The organism is Pumilibacter muris, from assembly GCF_943193045.1.
In the GTDB taxonomy this organism is placed as follows: domain Bacteria; phylum Bacillota; class Clostridia; order Christensenellales; family Pumilibacteraceae; genus Pumilibacter; species Pumilibacter muris.
Genome location: NZ_CALPCN010000005.1, coordinates 20,104 through 44,920 on the forward strand (window position 1 = coordinate 20,104; position 24,817 = coordinate 44,920).

19 protein-coding genes are annotated in these 24,817 nt (G+C 46.7%); 6 read left to right on the forward strand and 13 right to left on the reverse strand.

All coding sequences use genetic code 11. The annotated features are described in order from the left end of the window. Positions 1–133: 133 nt before the first annotated feature. The 3 genes from NFR62_RS06845 to NFR62_RS06855 form a co-directional block, all read right to left on the reverse strand. Complete coding sequence (locus tag NFR62_RS06845; protein ID WP_251616544.1) at positions 134–1,717, reverse strand: hypothetical protein; 1,584 nt, start codon at positions 1,715–1,717, stop codon at positions 134–136. A gap of 178 nt (positions 1,718–1,895) precedes the next feature. Beyond that, positions 1,896–3,350: a hypothetical protein gene (locus tag NFR62_RS06850; protein ID WP_251616547.1), complete on the reverse strand. Its 1,455-nt coding sequence runs from the start codon at positions 3,348–3,350 to the stop codon at positions 1,896–1,898. Then, on the reverse strand, positions 3,335–4,102 hold the full coding sequence (locus NFR62_RS06855) for an InlB B-repeat-containing protein (RefSeq protein ID WP_251616550.1): 768 nt from the start codon (positions 4,100–4,102) through the stop codon (positions 3,335–3,337). Before NFR62_RS06855 ends, NFR62_RS06850 begins: the two co-directional genes overlap by 16 nt. 277 nt (positions 4,103–4,379) lie before the next feature. Here NFR62_RS06855 and argC point away from each other — a divergent pair, with 277 nt between their 5' ends. From argC to NFR62_RS06880, 5 genes are all read left to right on the forward strand, one after another. Further along, entirely contained in the window at positions 4,380–5,417 is a 1,038-nt protein-coding gene (argC, locus tag NFR62_RS06860; RefSeq protein WP_251616553.1) for an N-acetyl-gamma-glutamyl-phosphate reductase, read from the forward strand. 26 nt (positions 5,418–5,443) lie between these two features. Further along, the gene (argB, locus tag NFR62_RS06865; RefSeq protein ID WP_251616559.1) at positions 5,444–6,322 is read left to right on the forward strand and encodes an acetylglutamate kinase; all 879 of its coding nucleotides are present in this window, start codon (positions 5,444–5,446) and stop codon (positions 6,320–6,322) included. 30 nt (positions 6,323–6,352) lie between these two features. Continuing rightward, entirely contained in the window at positions 6,353–7,546 is a 1,194-nt protein-coding gene (locus NFR62_RS06870) for an aspartate aminotransferase family protein (protein ID WP_251616562.1), read from the forward strand. Between the two features lie 102 nt (positions 7,547–7,648). Beyond that, complete coding sequence (gene argF / locus NFR62_RS06875) at positions 7,649–8,596, forward strand: ornithine carbamoyltransferase (RefSeq protein ID WP_251616564.1); 948 nt, start codon at positions 7,649–7,651, stop codon at positions 8,594–8,596. A 6-nt stretch (positions 8,597–8,602) separates the two neighbouring features. Continuing rightward, positions 8,603–9,109: a GNAT family N-acetyltransferase gene (locus NFR62_RS06880; protein ID WP_251616566.1), complete on the forward strand. Its 507-nt coding sequence runs from the start codon at positions 8,603–8,605 to the stop codon at positions 9,107–9,109. Positions 9,110–9,203: 94 nt separating this feature from the next. Here the strand turns inward: NFR62_RS06880 and NFR62_RS06885 are convergent, their stop codons facing one another. The 10 genes from NFR62_RS06885 to ileS form a co-directional block, all read right to left on the reverse strand. After that, positions 9,204–10,445 carry a leucine-rich repeat domain-containing protein gene (locus NFR62_RS06885; RefSeq protein ID WP_251616568.1) on the reverse strand — a complete coding sequence of 414 codons (1,242 nt, stop codon included), beginning with the start codon at positions 10,443–10,445 and terminating at the stop codon, positions 9,204–9,206. Positions 10,446–10,723: 278 nt separating this feature from the next. After that, positions 10,724–12,934: an ATP-binding cassette domain-containing protein gene (locus NFR62_RS06890; protein ID WP_251616570.1), complete on the reverse strand. Its 2,211-nt coding sequence runs from the start codon at positions 12,932–12,934 to the stop codon at positions 10,724–10,726. A gap of 178 nt (positions 12,935–13,112) precedes the next feature. Then, complete coding sequence (locus NFR62_RS06895) at positions 13,113–13,811, reverse strand: N-acetylmuramoyl-L-alanine amidase (RefSeq protein ID WP_251616571.1); 699 nt, start codon at positions 13,809–13,811, stop codon at positions 13,113–13,115. A 19-nt stretch (positions 13,812–13,830) separates the two neighbouring features. After that, the gene (locus NFR62_RS06900; RefSeq protein WP_251616573.1) at positions 13,831–15,285 is read right to left on the reverse strand and encodes a M1 family metallopeptidase; all 1,455 of its coding nucleotides are present in this window, start codon (positions 15,283–15,285) and stop codon (positions 13,831–13,833) included. A 149-nt stretch (positions 15,286–15,434) separates the two neighbouring features. Continuing rightward, positions 15,435–15,779, reverse strand: coding sequence for a helix-turn-helix domain-containing protein (locus NFR62_RS06905; protein WP_251616575.1), 345 nt, complete (start codon positions 15,777–15,779; stop codon positions 15,435–15,437). A gap of 252 nt (positions 15,780–16,031) precedes the next feature. After that, entirely contained in the window at positions 16,032–16,982 is a 951-nt protein-coding gene (locus NFR62_RS06910; protein ID WP_251616578.1) for a C40 family peptidase, read from the reverse strand. 257 nt (positions 16,983–17,239) lie between these two features. Then, positions 17,240–18,760: a UDP-glucose--hexose-1-phosphate uridylyltransferase gene (locus NFR62_RS06915; protein ID WP_251616582.1), complete on the reverse strand. Its 1,521-nt coding sequence runs from the start codon at positions 18,758–18,760 to the stop codon at positions 17,240–17,242. Positions 18,761–18,796: 36 nt separating this feature from the next. Then, complete coding sequence (locus tag NFR62_RS06920) at positions 18,797–19,510, reverse strand: RluA family pseudouridine synthase (RefSeq protein ID WP_251616585.1); 714 nt, start codon at positions 19,508–19,510, stop codon at positions 18,797–18,799. A 1-nt stretch (position 19,511) separates the two neighbouring features. Next, positions 19,512–20,438 carry a class I SAM-dependent methyltransferase gene (locus tag NFR62_RS06925; protein ID WP_251616588.1) on the reverse strand — a complete coding sequence of 309 codons (927 nt, stop codon included), beginning with the start codon at positions 20,436–20,438 and terminating at the stop codon, positions 19,512–19,514. Further along, positions 20,435–23,545, reverse strand: coding sequence for an isoleucine--tRNA ligase (gene ileS, locus NFR62_RS06930; protein WP_251616591.1), 3,111 nt, complete (start codon positions 23,543–23,545; stop codon positions 20,435–20,437). Before ileS ends, NFR62_RS06925 begins: the two co-directional genes overlap by 4 nt. Positions 23,546–23,820: 275 nt before the next feature. On the opposite strand from ileS, the gene NFR62_RS06935 reads away from it, so the two are divergent. Next, a complete protein-coding gene (locus NFR62_RS06935; protein ID WP_251616594.1) occupies positions 23,821–24,801 on the forward strand; it encodes a serine/threonine protein kinase in 981 nt (326 codons plus the stop codon). Positions 24,802–24,817 lie beyond the last annotated feature (16 nt).

The window sequence follows — 24,817 nt, forward strand, 5'->3', positions numbered from 1 at the left end:
ATTATACTATATAGCGAAAGTAAATATCAACTACATTATGAACAAAAAACGCAACCGCAATTATAAAAATTGCACAAACGGACTTTTTCGCCGCAACAAAAAGCGCGACGTTATGCGTCGCGCCCGTTTTATCCTACTCGCCTTTTCTGAGTTCGCCCAAAATATCCAAAAGAGTTTGTTGTTGAATTTGTTGGTTTCGTTCGCGGTCGAGCGCGTAAGCTATCCAGTCGGCGGAGAATTTTATTAAGTAGTACGTTAGCACCGCCGCAACGGTTGTTGCCGCCGACAACACGGGGAACAGCCAAAACGTTTTGAGGAAAGCGGCGATAACTGCGGCAACGTTGCCGCCCACAAGGAGCAAAAGCGGGAACAAAACAGTAAGCTTATTAAGCAGCCAACCGAGCGCTTTTATAACAGTGAATTTGGTGCGCAGTTCGCGGTAACATTCGCCGTTCATGCTCTCGAACAGAATTTCTTGCTGACGTATGCGCAACAACAGCGCTCTGCGGTCGAGCTCGTAGCAATGCGACAAATACCACAACAGTAAAAATCCGAGCGCCACCGAGCCTATTCCGCCGCCAAGCACTATAAGCCCGTGCTTCCAACCGTCGCGTATGAACAGCACTGTGGAAACCGCCAAAACAATTAGACCCAAGAACACGGCGTAACTTACCTTGTGCATAACGTATTTGAAAGTGTCTAAAAAGCGCACGCCGCCCGAATATTCGGAAATCGCAACGTCGAGGTTGGTTTTGGGGCGGGTGTCTTTGCTGAGAGCCACTTCGGGACTTGTGATTTTTATGCGCTCGTCGTCAATAGTTTGGTTCGCCGCCGCATGAATCTTTTCGCGCACAAGTTCCTCTTTGTTCTCGCGCGTTTCTTTGCCCGCAGGCTTTTTAGCGTTTTGTTTATTACTCATTTCGCTCTCCTCTTGCGCATCGCTTTTGTGCGCCGCAATATTGTTTTGCTGAAACTCTTTTTCGCCGTCGCCGACTCTCTCGGGCGGCTTTTCTTCTTCGTCGGGCTCCTCTTCGAACTCCCGCTCCGCTTGTTCTTCGGCAATCGCCGCAGTTTCCGCTTTAACTGCGGTTTTGCTTTCGGTTGCCGCAAGTTCTGCGGGCGTTACGTCTTGCTTTGCGCCGCCGCCCGATTTCGGCGCCACTATTTTCGCTATTAACGGAGCGGCTTCCGCCTCAGCCTCGAAAGGCTTTTCGGGTTCGTCGGTAACGTTTTCAAGTTCTTCCATAACCCGCTGCAATTCTTCGCCGCTTCTTATAAGTTCTTCGGACGCTTTGTAGTCTTCGCCGAGTTCGTCTTCTCCCGCTTCCGCCGCGCGCTTTTTGCGCCGCAACTCGCGTTGGCGCACGTTGCCGAGCACGCGCTTGTCGTCGTCGGACGGGGCAAGCAAAGTGTCGAGCGCTTCGGGGTCGAGAGTGGGAACGCGCGAGCTTTCCTGTTTTCGCGCCGCAAGCTCCATTTCTATTCGCAAAAGTTCTTCGCCCGAAAGACCTTCAATGTCTATTCCCGTCGCTTCGGGGTCTATGTCGAGCGCAAGCGCCGCGTCGTCAAGCGGCTTATCCGCGTCGGGCGAAAGCCCCATGCGTTCAAGGTGCCCGTCGTGGCAGAATTTGCACACGCGCATAACCGCGCCGTTTTCTTCTATTCGATAGCTGTCGTCGGCAAAGCCGCACAACTCGCAAACGCCTTTTTGCGCCACTACGGGTTAAACCTCCTTTTGCGATATTTTATATATACAGCAAACTCCAAGCGCCGCACACCAAACGTCGGGTTAGCCGCGCGACCGTTCGCTATATATGCACCATTATATCATTTGCCGTTCCCTTCGTCAAATCATAAATGCACCAAAATAAACATAATTTATTAAAACCGCTTTTCTAACTCTTAACAAAATATAATTGAGGAAAATTGTTTGCACGGTTTACCCAAATTACATCGCCCGAATTGCCGTTGAGTGCTTCCGCCAACATGAGCATATCCGAAGCTTTGTCGTACACCTTTAAATCAATCGTTACCGTTTCGCTATTTCTTTTCCGTCCTATAACTTCGGGCGCAAAACTTTTTTCCGCATGTAAAACATGACAATTTATTATATTGGTGTTATCGGTTACAGCTATAAAAGCGCCTATCATAGGTTCAGACGTTGCAGAAGTCGACGCATAAACAATTCCCGTAACGTTTCCGCCATAATAACAGTTCAACAAATCGGAATCTTGAATAGCCATTACAAACCCCGCTATTAAAGTTCTCCCCGCATTTGCGTCGGTATTAGAGCTATGCACGTTGCTCACAGAATAGCAATTTTGTATTTTTCCTCTAATTTGACTAAATACAAAGCCCGCGCCGTGCAAATCGGCTGTTACGTCTCCCGAAGAATAGCACCTATCTAATTTACAATCAAACCCCGTGAAAGCAAAACCGAAAGCGCTCGCTCCCTTAACTTGTCCGGATACATAGCAAAGTTTAAGCTCCGAATTCTTCTCGAGCCTGTAAAAAAATCCCGATGCGAAACCGCCTCTCGCGCCGTTTCCCTTTTCAGTCGTTTCTACATTTCCCGCGACATAACAATCGGTGAGTCTTACATTTGTTGCGTCATTTAAAAAACCCGACGCATAACTTACGGCGACTACGTTGCCGTCAACATGGCAACCGTATATATCGACAATGCCGTTAGGTATTTTATATATAAAGCCCGCAGCATTATATGCTTCCGTTTTGCCTCTTGTAACACATTCGAGCACAATTACTCTCGAAGTATTTTCCGTTTTTAGCCAACAAATGAGCCCGCCCGCCGACACATTGATATTTAACCCCGTAATTTCTACGTCTGTTTCGCAATTTCCAATAAATGCGATATGCCCTTCACTGTCGTTTATATAGCTCGCCGCAATTCCGCCAACATAAACCGACCGATTAGCTTGTTTAACATCAATCTTTCCCGTTACATTACAGCTCTTTATTGTTGAGTTCGCGCTACCGCCCGCAATTCCGCCTATGTTTACGCTTGCGTCCGAACGCAATTCAAGCAAGTCGTTTTGCGCGGCGGATTGAGTAACAGCGCCTTGACTTTCTTCGAACTCGATTGCTATATTTGCATTACAATTTATAATCTTTCCGCTTGAATAGCCCGCAATAGCGCCTACAAATATTTTCGGACTATACATTCCGGATACTGCGAGTTTTCCGCTCACGGTTATATTCTCCAAATCGCCATATGCCACACCCGCAACAGCTCCCGCCGCATAATCGGTAGTGCCATTATCACATGCGGTAAGTTCAAAATTTGTAAGAGTTAGGTTGCGCACGGCGCCGCCACCTATAATTCCGAACAATGACGAAAACGGCTCATTTGACTAACGGAAAGATTTTTAATTGCATGCCCGTTTCCGTCAAACGTCCCGCTAAATTCATTTTCGTATGCAAAAATAGGCTCGTGTTCGACTCCCGACAAATCCAAATCGCTATTCAGAATATAACAATGCTTGGGATATGCGCGCATATCTTTTAATTGTTGATATGTGTTTATAGCGAAAGGATTTTCTTTCGTACCCTCGCCGCCGTCGTACAAAAATTCGAATTCCGCCGTAAACGTAATATTAGTTTTAATGTTATAATCTGTGCGTATACTGTCCGAGTTACCATCCGACCATTTTACAAATTTGTATCCGCCGAGCGGAATTGCTTGCACGGCTTCACCGTCTTCTCCGTACTGCATCGGTTGATGAGTCTTGCCGCTTATATAGCCGCCTTCCCCCGCTTCGTAGTTTACAAAAACTTCGCGGAGTTTGAACTCGGCGGTAAACGACAGATTATCCGTTATCCCGTCTTCCCATCGCCAAGAATCGTTTTTTCCGTCCGACCACCTCACAAATTCGTACCCTTCGTTTGCGACGGCACCGACTCCCGTTGTGCTTTCCCCGCTTTTCACTTGTTGTATCGTTTCACCGCTAACCACGCCGCCGTCGGACGCCTTATATTCCACCGTATAAAACACATCACGAGAAGGAGAACAACCTAAAATTGCCGCAACTCCGCAAACAAGAAGCAACGATAAAATTGTTATAACGAAATATCTTTTCTTCACGACTCTCACCTCGTTTTGTATATCTCACGCTATATAAAAGGCAAGGCAGTTTTTTATCATAATGCTTAGGAATAATTTATATTTTTATGATAACATTAGCCGCAAAATTTGTCAATAGCAAAACAAAAAAATGTGCGCAAATTATTAAACAATTATCTTTTCAACGTCAAATTTTGCGCGCCCTGCAAATTTATGCAAAACCCGCGCCAAAATACTTGCATAAATATTCATTTCATTGTATAATTATGTGTATAACACCATTCGGAGGACTACTTTAATGATTAAGGCGGCGATTATAGGCGCCAACGGATATACGGGTTTCGAACTGTTAAAACTCATTCATTCCCACCCCGAGCTAACCCTATCGTATGCGGCGTCGCGCTCGAACGCGGGCACAAAGCTGCGCGAGCTCTATCCCGCGCTCGGCTTTGCATACGGCGACAGGCTTTTCGACGAACCCGACCCCGACGCCATTGCAAGCAATTCCGACGTGATTTTTACGGCGTTGCCCCATTCGGCAAGCGCGGCGGTGTGCGAAAAGCTGAACAAAAAAGGCGTTAAGGTTATAGACTTATCCGCCGATTTCCGCTATACCGACGTTCAACTTTACGAAGAAACCTACGGCGTTACGCACCCTTGCCCCAAGCTTAACAAAAGCGCGGTTTACGGGCTTTGCGAAATCAACCGTTCCGAAATTGCAAAAGCGGACGTTGTGGGAAATCCCGGTTGTTACACCACCTGTTCTATTTTGCCGCTTTATCCGCTTATAAAGTTCGGCGTGATAAAATCGGACGGAATAATAATAGACGCGGCAAGCGGCGTTACGGGCGCGGGCAGAAAAGCGGACGTTGCATATAATTTTTGCGAAACCGACGGAAATTTTAAGGCATACGGCGTAACCACTCACCGCCACACCACCGAAATAGAAGAAAAACTCAGCCTTAACGGAAAAAAAATATCCGTAAGCTTCACTCCTCACCTTTTGCCTACAAAACGCGGCATACTCGCAACTGTTTACGCCTACCTCTCAGAAAGTGCGGAAGCGCGCGACGTTGACGAGGCGTATAAACTTTATAATAACGAAAAGTTTGCCGTTCCACTCGGCGAAGGCGTGTTGCCCGAACTCAAATGGGTTACTCACAGCAACGTTTGCGCATTCGGCTACAAACTCGACCGCAAAAACGGACGAATTATTATTGTGTCGGCAATAGACAACCTCTTGAAAGGCGCGTCAGGTCAGGCGGTGCAAAATCTTAATATAATGTTCGGGCTAAAAGAAGACGAGGGGCTTCCCCTTGTTGGCTCCTGCCTATAATAAACGCAAATAAGGAAAAAATAAAATTGAACGATTTTCAGCAAAACGAACTTATTGAGCGCGCCAAAATAATAACGGAAGCGCTTCCGTATATTTCGCGCTATCGCGGTAAAACGATTTTAATCAAATACGGCGGAAACGCAATGAATAATCCGTCGGTTATAAAAACCATAATGCAAGACGTTGCCACGCTTAAAATAGTGGGCGTTAATCCCGTTTTGGTGCACGGCGGCGGTCCCGAAATAAACTCGCTTTTAAAACGGCTCGGCATAGAGTCGCGGTTTGAAAACGGATTGCGCATAACCGACGCCGCAACTATGGAAGTTGTGCAGATGGCGCTCGGCAAGCTTAACAAAAACATTGCGGCGGCGCTCGGCACAATGGGCGTTAAGGCGCTCGGAGTAAGCGGACAAGACAACGGGCTTATAACCGTTGAAAAGTTCGGCGACGAAAGCGGCACCGACTACGGCTATGTCGGAAAGATAACGGGAATAAACACTTCGGTTCTCGACACGCTTATTGCAAAAGGATATATTCCCGTTATTGCCACAATCGGCGTAGGAAGCGACGGAAGCGCATATAATGTAAATGCCGACACAGCCGCAGGCGCAATAGGCGGCTCTATGCACGCCGAAAAGCTCTTGTACCTAACCGACGTTGACGGCGTGCGCGAAAACGAATCCGACCCCCGTTCGCTTATTCCCGAAATTACCGCGTCGGCTCTTTTTGCAATGACGAAAGACGGGCGTATTCGCGGCGGCATGGTGCCCAAAGCGCTTTCGTGCATAGAGGCAATCGAGCGCGGCGTTAAAAACGTGCTGATACTGAACGGAACCGTTCCCCACTCTATTCTGCTCGAACTGTTTACCGATTCGGGCGTGGGCACAATGGTTATACCCGATTAGTAGTTAGCAACAACCCAAACGGAGTATATAATGGAATTTAAAGAAATAAAAGAGCTGGACGCCAAAAACTACATGACGGTGTTCGCGCGGCAAAATATATGTTTTACGCACGGCAAAGGAAGCAAGCTTTACGACGTTGCGGGAAATGAATATATAGATATGGGCGGCGGAATAGCGGTGAACTGCTTAGGGCACGACGACCCCGAGCTTACGCAAGCGATTTGCGAGCAAGCGCACAAGCTTATTCACGTTTCTAACCTTTACTACAACATTCCGCAAGCCGAGCTTTGCGAAAAACTTTTAGACGGAACTATTTTCGACAGAGTTTTTTTGTGCAACAGCGGCGCCGAAGCGAACGAGGGCGCAATTAAACTGATACGCAAACACTTTTATAAAAAAGGCGAGCACCGCCCTAAGATTATAACGGCGAACGGCTCTTTTCACGGCAGAACAATAGCTACGGTTACGGCTACGGGTCAAGAAAAGTATTCGCGTCCGTTCGCCCCGCTTCCCGCAGGCTTCACGCATGTGCCGTATAACGACTTTGCGGCGCTTAAAGACGAAGCCGACGACACGACAGCCGCCATTATTTTGGAAGTTATTCAGGGCGAAAGCGGAGTTCTTCCCGCCGACTACGACTATATTGTGAACGCCTACGCCCTCGCCAAAAGCAGAGGCATTTTGTTTGCGATAGACGAAGTTCAGACGGGAATGGGGCGCACGGGCAAAATGTTCGGGTTCGAGCACTACGGCATTCAGCCCGACATTATAACGCTTGCCAAAGGTTTGGGCGGCGGAGTGCCAATAGGCGCGGTTTTGGCGCGCGGCGAAGCGGCGGTTGCGTTCGCGCCCGGCGAACACGGAACCACGTTCGGCGGCAATCCCCTTTCGTGCGCTGCGGCTAACGTTATAGTGGATAAACTAAAAAACGGTTTACTCGAAGAAGCCGCCAAAAAAGGCGAATATCTTATGGGCAAACTCAGCAAACTTAAAAAATTCAATTTTGTGAACGACGTGCGCGGCAAAGGTCTGTTGGTTGGCGTAAATCTTACCGACAAAGTTAAAAACACCGAAATAGTGGGCAAAATGGCGGCAAGCGGCGTTATTGTTCTCACTGCGGGAAATAACACGTTGCGTTTCGCCCCCGCCTACACGATTAGTAAAGAAGAAATCGACACGGCTTGCGACAAGCTTATGGAACTTTTCGCGCGCACAAACGTTTAGCGGCGCGACACAAATTATAAAAAGCGTTAAAGCTTGTTGACGGCACGGCGCAAGCCGTGCTATAATATTTTTTTAATTTAAAATTCGGAGGATTCCCCCACAATGGATATAAGCGCATATAAAACCAAAGGAAGCATATACAATAAGCACATGCTCACTCTCGCCGACTATTCGGTGAACGAAATATACGAAATAATTCTTACCGCGATAAAACTAAAACAGAAACAACACGCGGGCAAAAAACACGCCTATCTTAAAAATAAAACGCTCGCAATGATATTCTCGAAATCGAGCACGCGCACCCGCGTTTCGTTCGAGCAAGGAATAAAACAGCTCGGCGGCTCCGCTCTCGTGCTGCAACAGGGCGACATTCAACTCGGTCGCGGCGAAACGGTGCGCGACACGGCTCTCGTATTGAACCGATACGGAATAGACGGCATAATGATTAGAACGTTTAAGCAATCGGACGTTGAGGAACTCGCCAAATACAGCAACTGCCCCGTTATAAACGGCTTAACCGACGAATATCACCCCTGCCAAGTGCTTGCCGACCTCATGACGGTATACGAGCATTTCGGTAAACTCGAAGGTCTGAAAATGGCTTACTTCGGCGACGGAAACAACATGGCTCATTCCCTAATGCTCGGCGGCGCGAAAGTCGGCATGGAAGTGGTTGTATGCTCGCCCGAAGGCTACAAACCGAACGAAGAAATTGTTGCCACAGCCGCAAAATCGGGCAAAGTGTGGGTAACGTCCGACCCCGAAGAGGCAATACGCGACTGTAACGTTATTTACACCGACGTGTTCTTTTCTATGGGACAAGACAAATCGCCCGAAAAAGTAAACGCCCTTATGCCTTATCAGGTAAACGAAGAACTTATGGCGAAAGCGGCGAAAGACGCGGTGTTCATGCACTGTTTGCCCGCTCACAGAGGCGAAGAAGTTAGCGAAGGCGTTATAGACGGCGTTCAAAGTATAGTTTTCGAAGAAGCCGAAAACCGCCTGCACGCGCAAAAAGCCGTTATGTATTTACTGATGAAAAACAAATAGGAAAGTATGATTCGATTTTTAAAAGCCGAAAAACAAGACGCCGCCGCGATTAACGACATAACGCGCAAGGCGTTTAAGCTGTATGCCGCCGAAGTCGGACCGCAAAGCAAAATCAAAGCTCTCGAAGAACCCGAATCCGTAGTTTTGGACGACATTGCAAACAACTGCGTTTTTGTTGCGAAAGACGACGACGGAAAAATTCTCGGCAGCGTTCGCATTAAAGGCATAAGCCCCGAGCTCGCCTACCTCTACCGCTTCGGCGTGAATCCCACCGTGCGCAACGCGGGCGTAGGAAGCGGACTGTTGCAAGCCGCGATAGATTACTGCAACGAGCAAGGTTTTGCCGCAATCACTCTTCACACAAATTCAAAATACTATAAACTTGCCCGCTATTATTACGGCAAGCAGTTTTTTGTACATTCCACTTCAACCGCAAAGGGCTACATACGCGCTCTGTTCGTAAAGGAGCTTAACGGCAAACCTTACGACGTGTCGCCCGCATATAACGAATAAAAACTTCTTTAAAAAGAAATAAGATGAAACGCGCCCGAAAGCCATACAAAACTTTCGGTCGCGTTTTAAAATTTATCTTTTATTTTGTTTTCGATTAAATCCACGTCGGATTAGCCGTATTTACAAATGCTTTTGCGCCTACGTTATTTTTTGCTCCCGCATTGATTGCAATGGAAGTCAGCATAGAGCAATTTTGGAAAGCACCGTAGTTTATAACAGTTTCGTTTGTGATTTTAACGCTTCGCAATGTAGTGGGAACAAAAAACCAATTCCAATTACTAGTACCGCCACCATAATATTGCTCAACCTTTGTTCCGCCTTGATAAGAATTTGTTCCGAAAATATACCCGAAGTTTGCATCGTTCGAACCGCTGTTCCCTTTCTTGCTTCCCACAAACGGCAGAGTAATACTTTTAAGCAAATAGCAACCGTTGAATACCCCCGAGCCGATAGACGTCACGCTGTCGGGAACAATAAATTCTCCTGCGGTTTCGGAATTGACAGACGAAAGAGCGCCGCATCCCGCGAATGCGCTCGCGCCTATGGTCTCTACCGAACCGTTGATTACAAATTTGCTCAAAGAACTGCAGCCTTTAAATAAAGACGACGGAATAATCGAAATACTCGGCAAAGAGACTTCTTCGACTCTCTCGCAATTCGCAAAGCTAATTGCACCGACTTGAACGATTCCATCGTTTAAGTCGATTTTCGTTAACATAGAGCAGTTTTGGAACGCGCCGTAGTTTAAAACAGTTTCGTTTGTGATTTTAACGCTTCGCAATGTAGAGGGAATAAAAAACCAACTCCAATTACTAGTACCACCACCATAATATTGCTCAACTTTTGTTCCGCCTTGATAAGAACTTTCGCCGAAAACATAACCGAAACTCGCCTCTTTCGAGCCGCTGTTCCCCTTTCGGCTTCCCACAAACGGCAGAGTAATGCTTTTAAGCATAGAACAGCCGTTAAACGCGCCCAAGCCGATAGACGTCACGCTGTCGGGAATCACTATAGAAGTAATACCGTTGCACCCCTTGAATGCGTTCGCGGGAATAGTATCGATGGTCGTCCCGTTGTGCTCCGAAGGAATAACAATTTCGCCCGAAATCGAGGTATTCGCCGCTTTCACGGAAGCGCCTGTGTAAATAAAGGTGCCGTCGGTGTCCACTTTCGGCAAGTTATCGTCAACGTCTGAACTTGACCCGCCGCCGTTAGTCCCGCCATTGCTAACGCCACCGCCCGACGAGCCGCCGAAGATTCCGCAAGCGGCAAAACCGAACGCACAGAAAAGCACCAAAACGAGCGATAAGAGCGCGAGTAAAAACTTTTTTTTCATAAGTTTCCCTCCGTTTTTTTATATTTTTATAGACTAAGTATACCATACCCCCCCCCCGAAGTCAAGCAGGTAATGCGAGAAGTTTTGCTCCGATTTATTCTCTTTTAAATTTTGCGGCAGAAAGAAAACGGGCTCGTCCCATTTAAATGCCGCCCTATGTTTTTTCCGCAAACGAAATCGCTCAGCTACTCTTGCAAGTGAAAACAAGCGGAGTTCACACACTCTCCCCTTCAATAAAGAAAAACTGCCGCTAAATAACGACAGTTTTTGGGGTTTAGTTATCTTTCGTAAATAATATCGACAATTTGTTTTTTGCGTAGTTTGCGCACAACTGTAAAATAAATAAGCAACATAAGCACGGCAAAAATCGCAAATATGCACAAAACCGAAAGCGGTTCGTAAAAGAAAACCTTTATACTGCTTATTCGGAATTTAAGCATAATCGCGTTTATTCCGATTACTCCTAAAATCGCCGCAACCGCTCCGAGCATAAGACTCGCCAATAATATGCATATAGTTCCGGAAAGATAAGTAAATACCGTTTGCCTGACTTTAAGCCCGAACGACACCAAAACTCCCAACGTGCGTTTTTCTTTATCAACTACCGACGCAACATGGTTAAACAAAATTACCGTTGTTATAATAAGCAACACAACGCCAACCGCAAGTTCTATATACGTTAGCGGTTTCAACCACTCTATTCCGTTACTTATTTTACTCGACAGTGCGGAAGCATCGGTATAGCCTTTTTTCAACAACTTACCCACTCCGCTTTTAGTGTAATTTTTTAAACGCACGCCCCAAACGTTTTTGCCGTAAAATTTTCCGCCGTAGTTTTCGAGAACCGCATCACAATCCGCCGCACTGAGCGTTAAAGCTTCTAACCCTGAAAATATATAGGTAACTTTAAACGAAAAAACCGAACTCGAATACGGAATGCGATTGCTTTCGCTTCGATAATTTACAAATTCGACATCGATAGTTTTCCCAAGCAACTCTTGCGGTTCGTCGGTATAGTGCCGCGCAACAGCCAACGAAATTCCCGCTTCGCCCGCATATAATTCTCTCAATTCGCCGTATTCGATTTTTCCGTTCGGCTTGTCTCTATAAACGGGCGAGTAAGGCGTAGCCTTTGTCCCGTTTAAAATCAAACACGCGCCCCAAGAACTTTTGTTAAGCTCGTCAATCACGCTTTGCGAAACGTAAGCGGTTTGCAATTCGCAAAGCATAAGCTCGGAGTTTTGCACTGCATAATCCGAAAAGTCAATAGAGGAAAGCACTGCGTCGGTCTTAAAAATTCCGCCCAACACGCAATCTCCGAAAACGTTTTTTCCGATTAAATCCGAATAGTTCCCAATACCGTAATATTCAAGAAGTCGGTCGGCAATATAATCGGACACAAGAACCGTATTTTTATCCGTGTTCGAATTTCCACAAAGAATTTTACGCTCGCATTTGTCGGCAACATACAGTCTTGTCAATTTATTTCCGTCAACCAATTCTTGTTCGGAATCAACAAACCGCGCCGCTATATCTCCGTATTTGGCAACCTCTTTATAATCCGACTCGCCCATTGCGTTCCAACCGTCGGAATATAAAGGGTCTTGCAACGCAAGTTCCATTTTACCGTTTGTTTCAGCCCGATGCACATTGTATATAACCCGTCCGTCGGTATTTAACAATCCGTTAAGCGCCGAAAACAATACGCTAAAAGACAATACGAGCGCAACGGCAAGCAAAATATTTTTAGCAAGACTTTTTCTTACTATTTTCCAAGAAAGCAAACATTGCGACTTAAAACCTATATTAACTTTGCGAGAAGGATTCGCGGCGCCTATACATTCCGCCCCGTCTTTTTCCGCTATATTCTCGCCGTCCTTTTCCATAACCCCGTTCTTTAACTTAATATGCTCATCGCAAATAGGCGCGAACAATTCGGTATCGTGAGACACAACGAGTATTAGCTTGTCGTTAGCTTCGGATTTCAGCAAAGACGCGATAATCTTCGCATTTTCTTCGTCAAGATTGCCCGTAGGTTCGTCGCATGCCAAAACAGGACGGTTTTCCAAAACGGCGCGCACAACGGCAACACGTTGTTTTTGTCCACCCGAAATTTGATTAGGAAATTTATCCAAAATATCGGTAAGTCCGTATTTTTCAGCCATTGCCACTATATCGGTTTTAGCGTTCGACATTATGTTAGGCACAAGTTCGAGGTTTTGGCGAACGGTAAGCAAATCGATAAGTTGAAAATCCTGAAATACCATTGCGCAATAATTCTCTCCGAAAGAATGTGTAAACTCTCCTTCGGTGGGTTTATCTATTCCCGCAATAATATTCAAAAGCGTCGTTTTTCCCGAGCCGCTACGCCCCTCGATAAACACAAGTCCTTTATCGGGCAATTCAAGATTTACCCCTTTTAGGGCGGCGCATTCCGCGCTGCCGTTGAGGTAAGTTTTTGTTATATTTGTCAGCCTTCCTCGAACCAAATTCGATTTCCTCCACCGTTTTCATTTATAAATATAATGCCTTTAAAACTTTTTGTCAAGAACTGTTTTCAAAATTTGTACCGCGCAATTTTTTAACTAATCAAAAGTAACAAATGCTCCGATAAAAAAAACTGTCGCAGCAACGACAGTTTTTTAGAGTCAAAACTTTTTTGAGCAGTTAAACGCCCTCTTCGCCGAGAATGGTGTGTATACCCGTAAAAATAGCGTAAGCGACTTTCTCTTGATACGAAGCGGAAACAAGCTTTTTCTCTTCGCTCGGAGTGGTTAAAAATCCGCATTCCACAAGTAGCGACGGCGTAGACGAGCATTGCAATATAAAGTAGTCGCCGCTCATCGCATTTCTTTCGGTGCCGAGCGTTGCTTTAAGAATATTTTGCATGGCGTCCGCCTTTTGCTTGCCGTCTTCGCTGCCGGGAGCGTAAAACACTTGCGCGCCCACTTGGTCGTGGCGGGGATACGAATTGCAATGCACCGACACAACCAAATCGGCTTTCGTGTCTTCTATAATCTTTTTACGCTCCTGCATGTCTTTAAGCTTTTTGTTTTTGGTAGTCATGCCGTATAAGCCGTCGGTTGTGGTGCGAGTCATAACAACGTCGTAACCTTTGGTTTTTAAAAAATGTTTTAGCGAACGGGCAATCGAAAGGTTAATATCGCTCTCTTTTACCGACGTTGTAACTCCCACAACGCCGCCGTCGGCGCCTCCGTGCCCCGCGTCTATTATAATGGTTTTGCCCATTTTAGGCACCGAATACGCGCTCGTGGCGGTTGCCGACACGGCAAAGCACAATCCAACCGTAAGCGCCACCGCCAAAAGTCCTATAAGAATATTGCGTCTTTTAAGTAATATAAACATTTGCCGCCTTCCTCTTGTTTTAGTTTATGCTGTATAGCTTAACTGTTCCGTCTATAAATCCGCTTATAAACGATTTGAGTTCGCGTTTAGACGTTTGCTCCAAACAAGCGATTAAATTATCGGGTTGCGCGGTTGTGTAAGCGCATTTGCTCGCATAATTTTTAAGCCCCGCAACAAGCGTCTTTTCTCCGAGAGTTTTCATAAGGCTGTCGTACATGAGTTGACCTTTAACGTAAGTCATGTAAGTATATTCGGTGGAGCTTGCAAAGTCGCCGAGACTGCGTTCCATAGAAGTATCCGACACTTTGCCGAGTTCGCAAAACAGAGTAAATCCGCCCATAGCGTCGGCAATTCTATCGTCGTATTTCACGCCGTAATCGGGATTGTTTTTGTAAAACAACGTTGTGGAAAATTCGGCAAGAGCTTCGTCGAGCCAAGCGTGTTTAATTTGATTGTTGCCTACAATACCGTACCACCATTGATGAGCGGTTTCGTGAATTATAACTTCGCTAATCATTTTGTCGCGCGCCGCATCCGAAACATAAACAAGCCCCGTGTATTCCATTCCGCCCTGATTGAAAGCCGTTTGCACAACACTGTAAGATTTGTAAGGGTACGCGCCGAAGCTGTTCGAGAAATACTCAAGAGAATCGCAAGCCGCTTTCAAATGCTCTTCGGCTTTGTCGTCGGAAGTATAATAATAGTTTACGTTCACACTGTTTACACTGCCCGAAACGGTTTGAAATTTTCCGAGCACCGCCGCGAAATCGCGCGCGTTTTCAAGAGTACAACTCGTGGTTGCCTGTTCGCCGTTTTCGTTGCGAGTAGCTGGCGCAGGCATTGCCACAGTGTAGTCTTTGGGTGCGGTTATTTTAACGTTATAATCGCAAATCGGCAAGTTGAACGGGTCGCCGTTGCTGTAATACGGAGAATCGTCGAACCCGCCCTCGTAAGCGCATTCAATCGGGAACCAGTTGCCAAGATTAACGGTGTCGTTTTCGTATCCGAAACGATGGCGTATGTTAGGCAATTTAAGCTTATAATCAACGGTGATTTTGGCGCGTTCCGACGGCATAATGCTTTTGGGCAATTTCACAATAAGAATATCGTCGTCTCTGCCGCCTATTTCGTATTCGCCGCCCGCAACTCCGTTTATTTCTATTCCGCCGTAAGATATTCCGTTCGGATACGCGCTGCCCGTTTCGGCGGCGGTAACGGGAGTGAAGCTTGCTCCGTCGCGGTATGCGGCGGGATACAAATGGAACCAAACTTCGCTAAGCTCCACTTCGGTGCGATTAACGTAATCTATTTCGCACAAAGCGGCAACGGTCATGTCTTGCGTGTTTACTTCCGCAGTTATGGCGTAGGCGCTGCGCGCCTCTCCCTCTTTGTTTTTGCACCCCGCAAACGCCGTAAGCGAGAACGCGACGCACAACAACAATGCAAAAACCTTGCTCAATCTTTTCATTTTCATTTTTTAAATCCTCTGCCTTTTTTGGTGTTCTTTTTCTCCTCTTTTGTGCGGCTTATCTTTTGCGTTTATTGTTGTCGGTTATTTATATGTTCAAGCCGCGCGGATTATGTCGGCAACAAGCAATAAATAGCCCCGAAACCAACTGAGGGCTACTTCTCTTTTCTATTATTGTTTATGTATTTTACGATTTGCAAAATAGCGTCAACTTCTTCGTAGTTTAAATCTTTACAAAACCTAAACAATTCCGAAAGATTAGCTGTGGCGTGTTCGCCGGAAGTTTCGGAAAAAAACTGCGCCAAAGTAATATTAAACGCTTCGCATATTTTTGTTATATTAGTTAATGAGGGGCGCTTTTTATTGTGATACCACTCGTATATTGTTGCGGCTGATATATCCGCTTGTTGCGAGAGTTCGAATATAGACCATTTTCTTTTATTTAGATAATAGTTTATTTTTTCTTTGTATAAACGATTGTCGATTTTATGTTCCGTCATCTGAATTTAACAATGGTATTTAGTTCGGCATTTAAAGTTTGCAACAAATTAACTTTACCTAATTCAAATTATATATCTTTTTTTAAATTACATAGTAAGTCTTGGCTTATTATTGTGATTTCAAAAATAAAGTTGACTTACTCTATCAATACTTTTATAAAGAAACAGATTATCCGCCGGAAAATAAAAAATGACCGAGAACGGAAAGAATCCGCGCTCGGTCTTAAAATTATTTATTGAATAGTATGTTCGTTACACAATGCGTCTTGCCGTGATGTAATATTCATGGCGTTGGGCGCTCATAGGTTCTATAACCGCGTGGTCGGAAGCGGTGTGAAGAATAATGTTGTCGCCAAGATAAAGCGCAACGTGCCCTATGCGTTCGATTCCCGTTTTGTTATAGCGCGACGCGTTTGTAAAGAACAACAGGTCGCCCCTGCGAATGTCTTTTTTAGCCACATAATTGCCTTGCAGACTTTGTTCGCGCGAAGTCATGGCAAGATTGACGTTCGCGCCCTTTTTGAATATGTACTGCATTAAAGAAGAGCAATCGTAACTCTTTCCGTCGTAGTTTGTATTCAGCACGCCGTTGCCCCAGTGGTAGCGCTGAGCGCCGAAAACATAAGGCAATCCGAGCAGTTTTTTACCTGCGTCAACAACGCGCTCTATGGCGTTGGAACCTTTTTCGAAACTTACCGACGTTACATACGCCGACGAAACGTAGCCGAGCTTGTTTTTATACTGAATTTCGTACCAACTTCCTACCTTTCGCACAGGCATTGCCATGTCGGACTTGTCGAGAGTGCCGAAAGCCGAATAACCGGTGCCCGCTCCGCTGCGAATGTTAAGCCCGTTTACCGTACTCGAAACAAGGTCGTCGGTTTGCGGTTTGGGAGGCGCGGGAGGCTCTTCGGGAATGGCGGGCTTATTTGGCTCGCTCGGAGTTTCGGGATTATTCGGTACGTTCGGTTCGTCGGGTATTTCGGGTTCGTTAGGCTCGTCCGGCGTTTCGGGTTCGTTCGGTTCGTCGGGTTGCTCTTCGGAAGGCAAATCTGGAACGTCCGGTTCTTCGGGAAGCACGGGAAGTTCTTCCGACGGCGAAGAATCGGCGTCGGGAACAGCTTGTCCTTCGTTTTTAGAACACGCGGTAAAACTGAAACTCATTAAAATTCCGAACAATACCGCCAAAAGCTTACTTTTCATAGTTTTTTCATTACCTCCTGATTTGTTTGTAATTGCCGTAGGCGTTAAACGGGCAAAGTCCGCCGACGTATACCTAAACACCCTTATTAACGCCACGATTTATTCTTTCGTACAGGATTTTAACATGAAAATACAATTCAGTCAATACCCTTTGCCTTTGGAAATGTATGTAAATGGGCGCAAGTATGTATAAAAAAACGTTTCGACGGTTTTATACGCGTCGAAACGTTTTTTCTGTTTGGAAAATTTTATTAAAGTTATTTAGCTTCTATGCCGAGCGTGGAAAGGAATTTGAGGAACGCCGCTTTGCCTTGTTCGTCGGGCTTAAACACAGCCGTGTTCACAAGAATTTCTTCGCAAACGCGGTTTATTTCGTCTTTAATGTTGAGCTTTGCCTCAACGGCGCTGAGTTTAGAACTTCCCGCCGCTTTCAAAAGTTTTTCAATCATGGCTTTGTGGCAAACCATGTCGGGCGTAAGCTTGCTTTCCGAATATTTTTCTTCTTTGGTTAGGTATTTTTCGATTTCGGCAATTTGATTTGCAAGTCTGCCGGGCAGAACGAAAAGTCCCATAGCTTCGATTAGCCCTATGCTTTCGCTCTTTATGTTTTGATATTCGGGGTGAGCGTGGAAAATACCGTCGGGATATTCTTTGCTCGTGCGGTTGTTGCGGAATATTATTTCAACAACGTATTTGTCGTCGGATTTGCGCACAATGGGAGTAATCGCGTTGTGCTGTTCGTCGGTTTTAGCTACTATATTCACGCTTTCGTTGGTGTAATCCGCCCAAGCGCCGTTCACCTTTTGAACAAATTCGACAAGTTTTTCGCGGTTTGAGCAAGAAAGACGAAGAACGGAGTTGTACCAATCCACAACGCACATATCGATATACGGATATTCTTTGTTTTTAAGCTTTATAAGCGCGGGAGCTTTGTGCATGGGCATGAGCTTAGCTCCGCCTTGAAAATGGTCGTGCGTAAGCACCGAACCGCCCACGCGCGGAAGCGCGGCGTTGCAACCTATAAAGTAATTAGGCATAAAGTCGATAAAGTCGAACAGCTTGTCTATTGCGGCGGCGTCAACTTTCATGGGAACGTGTTCGCTGTTCACCGCGATGCCGTGTTGATTAAAATACGCGTAAGGCGAGAACTGCCAAAACCATTCTTCTCCGCCGAGCTCTACGGGAACGGTTCTAAGCGTTGTGCGAATTTGCGAACCGTAAGCAAAGCCTTCGTTTTCTTTGCAAATGGTGCAAGACGGATACTCGGTTTTTTGCGATTTGAGCGCTTCGGCGGTTTCTTTGTTGTTCTTTTCGGGGCGGCAGGTGTTGATTGTGATTTCAAGTTTTCCGCGCGTTCCTTTCGCGTCCCACTTTATATTCTCGTTTATTTTGCTAAGCTTTATATAATCGCTTTTAATGCCGTAATCGTAAAGCCAGTCGAAAGCTTTCGCGGGGCTCTTGCGGTGCAAATCGTTGAATATGTCGGTTACTTCGGCAGGACGTTTGGAAACTATGTTCATGAGTTTGCCCGCAAAATATTCGCGCTTGTCGTCGGAAATAATTCCGTTTTCCGCCGCGTAAGCAACGAGCGGTTCCAAAACGGTGTCGGGGCGGTCGAGCGCTTCGATTGCGTCGTAGTCAACTTCGTATTGAACGTAGTCGTGCAATTTGAGCTCGTCAAGCAAAAGATTGCGCGCCCAAATCACGTCGAGGTCGTCGAGCAAAAGATGCGCCTGCGCATAGTAAAGCAGACTTTCAACAGAGGGATAAATTAGCATTGTGTGTTCTCCTTCGCCCCTTATAGGGCTATTGTTTTATTCGGGTTTTACCGTGTTTATATATTTTTCCACCTGAAAGAACTTCCAAGGAGTTTTTTCAAGCGGCGGAAAAACTTTGAATACCATTGTCTCTTTGGTTGTGGGGTGCGCGAACGTGAGTTGATACGCCCAAAGAGCAAGATTATAACCTTTGGCAAGCGTGTCGCCGCCGTATTTAGCGTCGCCGAAAACGGGAACGCCTATGTTTGATAGCTGAACGCGAATTTGATGGCTTCGTCCCGTGTAAAGCTTAACGTCCAAAAGAGCCATTTTGTCGTTACATTCGAGCACGTTATAATCGAGTTCGGCAAACTTCGCGCCTTCCGACTTTGCGGGAACAACTCGCACAACGTTTTCTTTTTCGTCTTTAACAAGCCAATTCCCAAGCCGCGCTCTGCGGTCGCGCGGGGTGCCCACCGTAGCCGCCAAATATTTTTTATCGAACTCGCCCGCTTTTATTTGCGCGCTTAGGCGCTCGGCAGACTTACTGTTGCGAGCAAACACCATAACCCCGCCCGTAGGACGGTCGAGCCTGTGAACAAGCCCTATAAACGCGTTGCCCGGCTTATTGTATTTAATCTTAACGTATTCTTTTATCGCGCTCAAAAAATCGGGGTCGCCGCTCGAATCCGCTTGCGTGGGAACGTTGTGCGGTTTTACCGCAACGATTATTTGATTGTCTTCGTAAAGTATTATCGGTTCGGTTTGCATTCTATTTCTCCGCCGTAATGTTTGTTTTGCGCAAAGCGCCGAGCCAAAGCGCCGAATTGCCGCACGGCAACACTATTCCCTTTTCGGAAGTGGGCAAACAAAGCTCGTAGCCGCGCGTTTCGCCTTTCGGGAGAGCGAGCGACAGTATGTTGCGCATAACGAGCGACGATAGTCCCGTTGTGTAACTGTTTATAAGATAGAAAAGCGGAGCCGAGCTCAAAACGCCCGCAGTAAGTTTAACGAGGTCGTATATGCAGTCTTCGAGCTTCCAAGTTTCGCCGCTCGGACCGCGCCCGTAAGACGGAGGGTCCATTATAACGGCGTCGTAGGTTTTGCCGCGCTTTATTTCGCGGCTTACGAATTTTGCGCAGTCGTCAACTATATAACGAACTTTGTCGGCGGGAATTTGCGACAGTGCGCAGTTTGTTTTAGCTCTGTCAACCATTCCGCGAGCGGCGTCCACATGCGTTACGAACGCGCCCGCTTTGGCGCACGCCACCGTTGCGCCGCCCGTGTAGGCGAACAAATTGAGTACCCTTATTTCTCGCTTCGACCCTTTAATGAGCGCGCTCATAGCGTCCCAATTAGCGGCTTGTTCGGGAAAAAGACCGGTGTGCTTAAATCCCATAGGCTTTATCGAAAATTTAAGCTCGCGGTACGAAACGTTCCATTCTTCGGGATATTTTTTGTATTTTTCCCAAAAGCCGCCGCCCGAACTGCTGCGCACATAGCGCGCGCACAATCCGTCGTACTTGTTTAGCTTAAACTGCGAACGCCAAATCACCTGAGGGTCGGGGCGCAGTAACACCACGTTGCCCCAACGTTCCAACTTTTCGCCGTCGCCCGTTGCAATCACCTCGTAATCGTGCCAACCGCTTGCCAAACCTATGCGCGCTTCGGCGTTTTCTTTCAGCGCGTTTTCCGTCATATTTTATTAACGCCTATATAAGCGGTTTTGCCGTTTATATCCGTTTTTTCGCCGCTCTTGCTCACGGTTAGGCAATCGCACAGCACAGCCGCGCAAATTTCTTTTCCGAAGCCTTTAACGGCGTCTATAATTTCGGCGTCGCCGCCAACAGTTAAAGTTATATGGTCGGTAACTTCGAAGCCCGCTTCTTTGCGCATCGCCTGAATTTTGCTCACAAGCTCGCGCATAAATCCTTCGCGCACAAGCTCGGCGGTAAGCGCGGTGTCGAGCACGCAGGTAACAAGCTCGCCGCTTTCAGCCGAAAAGCCCTCTTTGCTAACAACTTTCACTAATAGGTCGTCGGCGGAAAGCTCAACCGTTTCGCCGTTTAAAACGAGTTTATACGTTTTTCCGCCGCTTGTTCCTTTAACGGCGGCTTCCCCGTTTGCCGCGAGCGCCTCTTTTATTTTGCCTATAAGCTTGCCGTATTTGGGTCCGAGCGTGCGAAGCTGAGGTTTAACTTCGTAAGCCACATATTCGGCGGCGCCGTTTATTATTTCAACCGACTTAACGTTAAGTTCGTCGGCAATAACTGTTTTGAGCGAATCGCTAAGCCGCGCGGCTCCCTCGCCCGCAAGAAGCAAGCGCGACAGAGGCTGACGGTTTTTTACTTTGCTTGCGTTGCGCGCGCTGCGTCCGAGCGTCGCCGCTTCGAGCACAACCGCCATGTCGCTTTCAAGTTTTGCGTCTATATATTTTTTATCGCATTTGGGGAAAGGCGCAAGGTGCACCGACTCGGGCGCCTTATCGTTTACGCTTCTCACAACGTTTTGATATATGCTTTCGGCAATAAACGGAGTAAACGGAGCGCACAGGCGCGAAAGCGTTTCGAGCACAGTATACAAAGTCATGTAAGCCGCGATTTTATCGTCCGACATATCGCTTCCCCAATAGCGCTCGCGGCAACGGCGAACGTACCAATTACTGAGGCTGTCGGTAAAATCGGCAATCGCGCGAGCCGATTCGGTAATTTTATACGACGCAAGACCTTCGTCAACCGTAGAAACGAGCGTGTTCAAAGCGCTTAAAATCCACTTATCCATAACTGTGGTTTTGCACTTTTCGAGCTTGTAAAGCGTAGGATTAAACGAATCGATTTCGGCGTAAAGAATATAAAAACAATATGTGTTCCAAAGAGTGCCCAAAAACTTTCTTTGCGCTTCCGACACTGCTTCGGGATAAAATCTGCTCGGAAGATAAGGCGCGCTCGCAGTGTAGAAATACCACCGCACGGCGTCCGCCCCTTGCTTATCGAGAACAGACCACGGGTCAACCACATTGCCCTTGTGTTTGCTCATTTTAAGTCCGTTTTTGTCGCAAACGTGCCCGAGCACTATGCAGTTTTTAAACGGCGCTTTATCGAACAAAAGAGTGGATATTGCAAGCAACGTATAAAACCAACCGCGCGTTTGGTCTACCGCCTCCGAAATAAAATCGGCGGGGAACGTTTTTTCGAACACGTCTTTGTTTTCGAACGGGTAATGATATTGAGCGAACGGCATGCTTCCCGAATCGAACCAACAGTCTATAACTTCGGGAGTTCTGCGCATTTTGCCGCCGCAACCGCAATCGAACTCCACCGCGTCTACATACGGCTTATGAAGTTCTATGTCGCCCTTTATATTGCCAAGCTTTTTCAGCTCTTCGCGGCTTCCCACAACGTGGGTTTTGCCGCACTTGTCGCACACCCATATAGGCAACGGAGTGCCCCAGTAACGGTCGCGGCTAAGTCCCCAATCGATTACGTTTTCGAGGAAATTGCCCATACGCCCGCTGCCTATGCTTTCGGGCATCCAATTAACGGAAGAATTGTTTTTAACGAGTTTTTCGCGCACTTCGGTCATTTTTATAAACCATGTGCTGCGCGCGTAATACAAAAGCGGAGTGTCGCAACGCCAACAGAAAGGATAGCTGTGTGTAAACATCAACTCTTTAAACAGCAGCCCTTTCTCTTTGAGCATTTTTAATATGAGTTTATCGGCGTCTTTGCAGAACACCCCTTTAAGCTCGGTAGCCTCTTGCTTGAATTTGCCCGCTTCGTCGAGCATCATAACGAACGGCAAATCGTATTTTTTGCCTACTTGCGCGTCGTCCTCGCCGAACGCGGGCGCAATGTGAACTATGCCCGTGCCGTCCGAAAGAGTAACGTAGCCGTCGCAAACAACGTAATAGCAATCTTTGTTTTCTTTCTTATAATAGTTAAATAAAGGCTCGTAGCGAGTGCGCTCGTATTCCTTGCCTTTCTTAACGTCTATAACTTTGTAGTCGCCTTCGAAATGCTTGCTCACAAGCTCCGACGCGAGAATATAACGCACGCCGTCCTTTTCGATTTTGGCGTAGTCGTAGTCGGCGTTGAAGCAAAGCGCAACGTTCGAAGGAAGAGTCCACGGGGTTGTTGTCCAAGCGAGAATGTATGTGTTTTCTTCGCCCGTAACTTTAAATTTAACGACGCAAGTCTTTTCCTCAACGTCTTTATAGCCTTGAGCAACCTCGTGGCTGCTTAGCGCGGTGCCGCAACGGGGGCAATACGGAACAATTTTGTGTCCCTTGTATATCAAGCCTTTTTTGTCTATTTCTTTGAGCGCCCACCAAACGGACTCTATATAGTTATTGTCGTAGGTTATATAAGGGTTGTCCATATCCACCCAATATCCCACGCGGTCGCTCATTTTTTCCCATTCGCCTTTATACTTCCAAACGCTCTCTTTGCATTTGCCTATAAACGGCTCTATCCCGAATTTTTCTATGTCTTGCTTGCCGTCGAAACCGAGCTGTTTTTCCACTTCGAGCTCAACGGGAAGCCCGTGAGTATCCCACCCCGCTTTTCTGCGAACGTGAAAGCCTTTCATAGTTTTATAGCGCGGTATTATGTCTTTCATAACGCGAGTAAGAATATGCCCTATGTGCGGCTTGCCGTTTGCGGTGGGAGGGCCGTCGTAGAACGAAAATTCCTTACCTTTTTCGGTAGCCGAAAGCGTCTTGTTGAAAACGTCGTTTTTCTTCCAAAACTCGATAATTTCTTTTTCGCGCAAAGTTGCGTCTTGGCTGGGGTCTGCTTTTTTGTACATACTTCGGTTCGTCCTTTAAAGTCTTGCGCGCCGAACGGCGCGGGCGCTAAAATCTGCGAAAAACCGCGCGGCACGTTTTTACACCGAGCGGTTGACAAATACGGAGCTATAAAACAATTAGGCTCGGCATTCGCCTTCTTTTTTAATTATACCCGAAAGCGACACAAAATGTCAATTAAATTCCCGTATGTGCTCGCGATTTCGCGAATACTTTTCGCGTTTGCGTAACGCGTTTTCGGTTGACTTAAAAAGTTCTTTCGGTGTATACTTTAATTATGGGAATCGACACTCGAGACATAACCAAAATATGCCCCGCATGTTTCAACGACCTCGACGGAAACGGAACATGTCCGTTTTGCCGTAAAAGAGAGGCGGATTTAAAGAATCCGCCGTCGGCGCTTCCCGTTAGAACAATGTTAAACGGGCGGTATTTGGTGGGAACTCGGCTCGGAATGGGCGGGTTCGGAATAACGTATGTGGGGCGCGACATGGGTCGGAGCCGCAAAGTAGTTATAAAAGAGTTTTTCCCTAAGGATTTCGCTGTGCGCGAAAGCGGCGGCACGCGCGTAAACGTGAACGCGCCCGAAGTAGTTTCGTCGTATAATCACTGGTTCAACGCGTTCGTTGCCGAAGCAAAAATTTTAATGCAAATAAAATATTTGCACGGAGTTGTTAAGCTTTTGGACTTTTTCGAAGCGAACAATTCGGCATACATAGTAACCGACTATCTCGAAGGGCAATCGCTTTACGCCTATTTAAAAGAGCGCGGATACAGAATTTCGGCGGAAAGCGCGCTTAACGTTCTGCGTCCCGTGTTCGAATCGCTCGCAATTTTGCACGAACACGGCGTTATTCATAAAGATATAAGCCCCGAAAATATTTTAATCGTTCAAAATAAATACGTTAAACTAATAGACTTCGGAGCGGCTTCTCTTTATAAAATGAAAACGCCGGAAAAACCGTATTCGGTGCTTAAAGCGGGCTACTCCCCCATAGAGTTTTACAGAAGCGACAAATATAAACAAGGTCCTTTCAGCGACGTGTATCAAGCGGGCGCAACTTTATACAACTGCGTTACGGGCTACATTCCCGCAACGGCGGCGGAACGGGAAAAATCCGACACACTGCCCACCCCCACAAAGCTCGGCTTTAAAGTGCCGTATCATGTGGAAAAAGCTGTTATGCGCGCGCTCGCTCTCTTGCCGGAAAACCGCTTTCAAACGATTGAGCAATTCATGTCGGCGCTCGGCATATAACAATTATTTTTCCGCA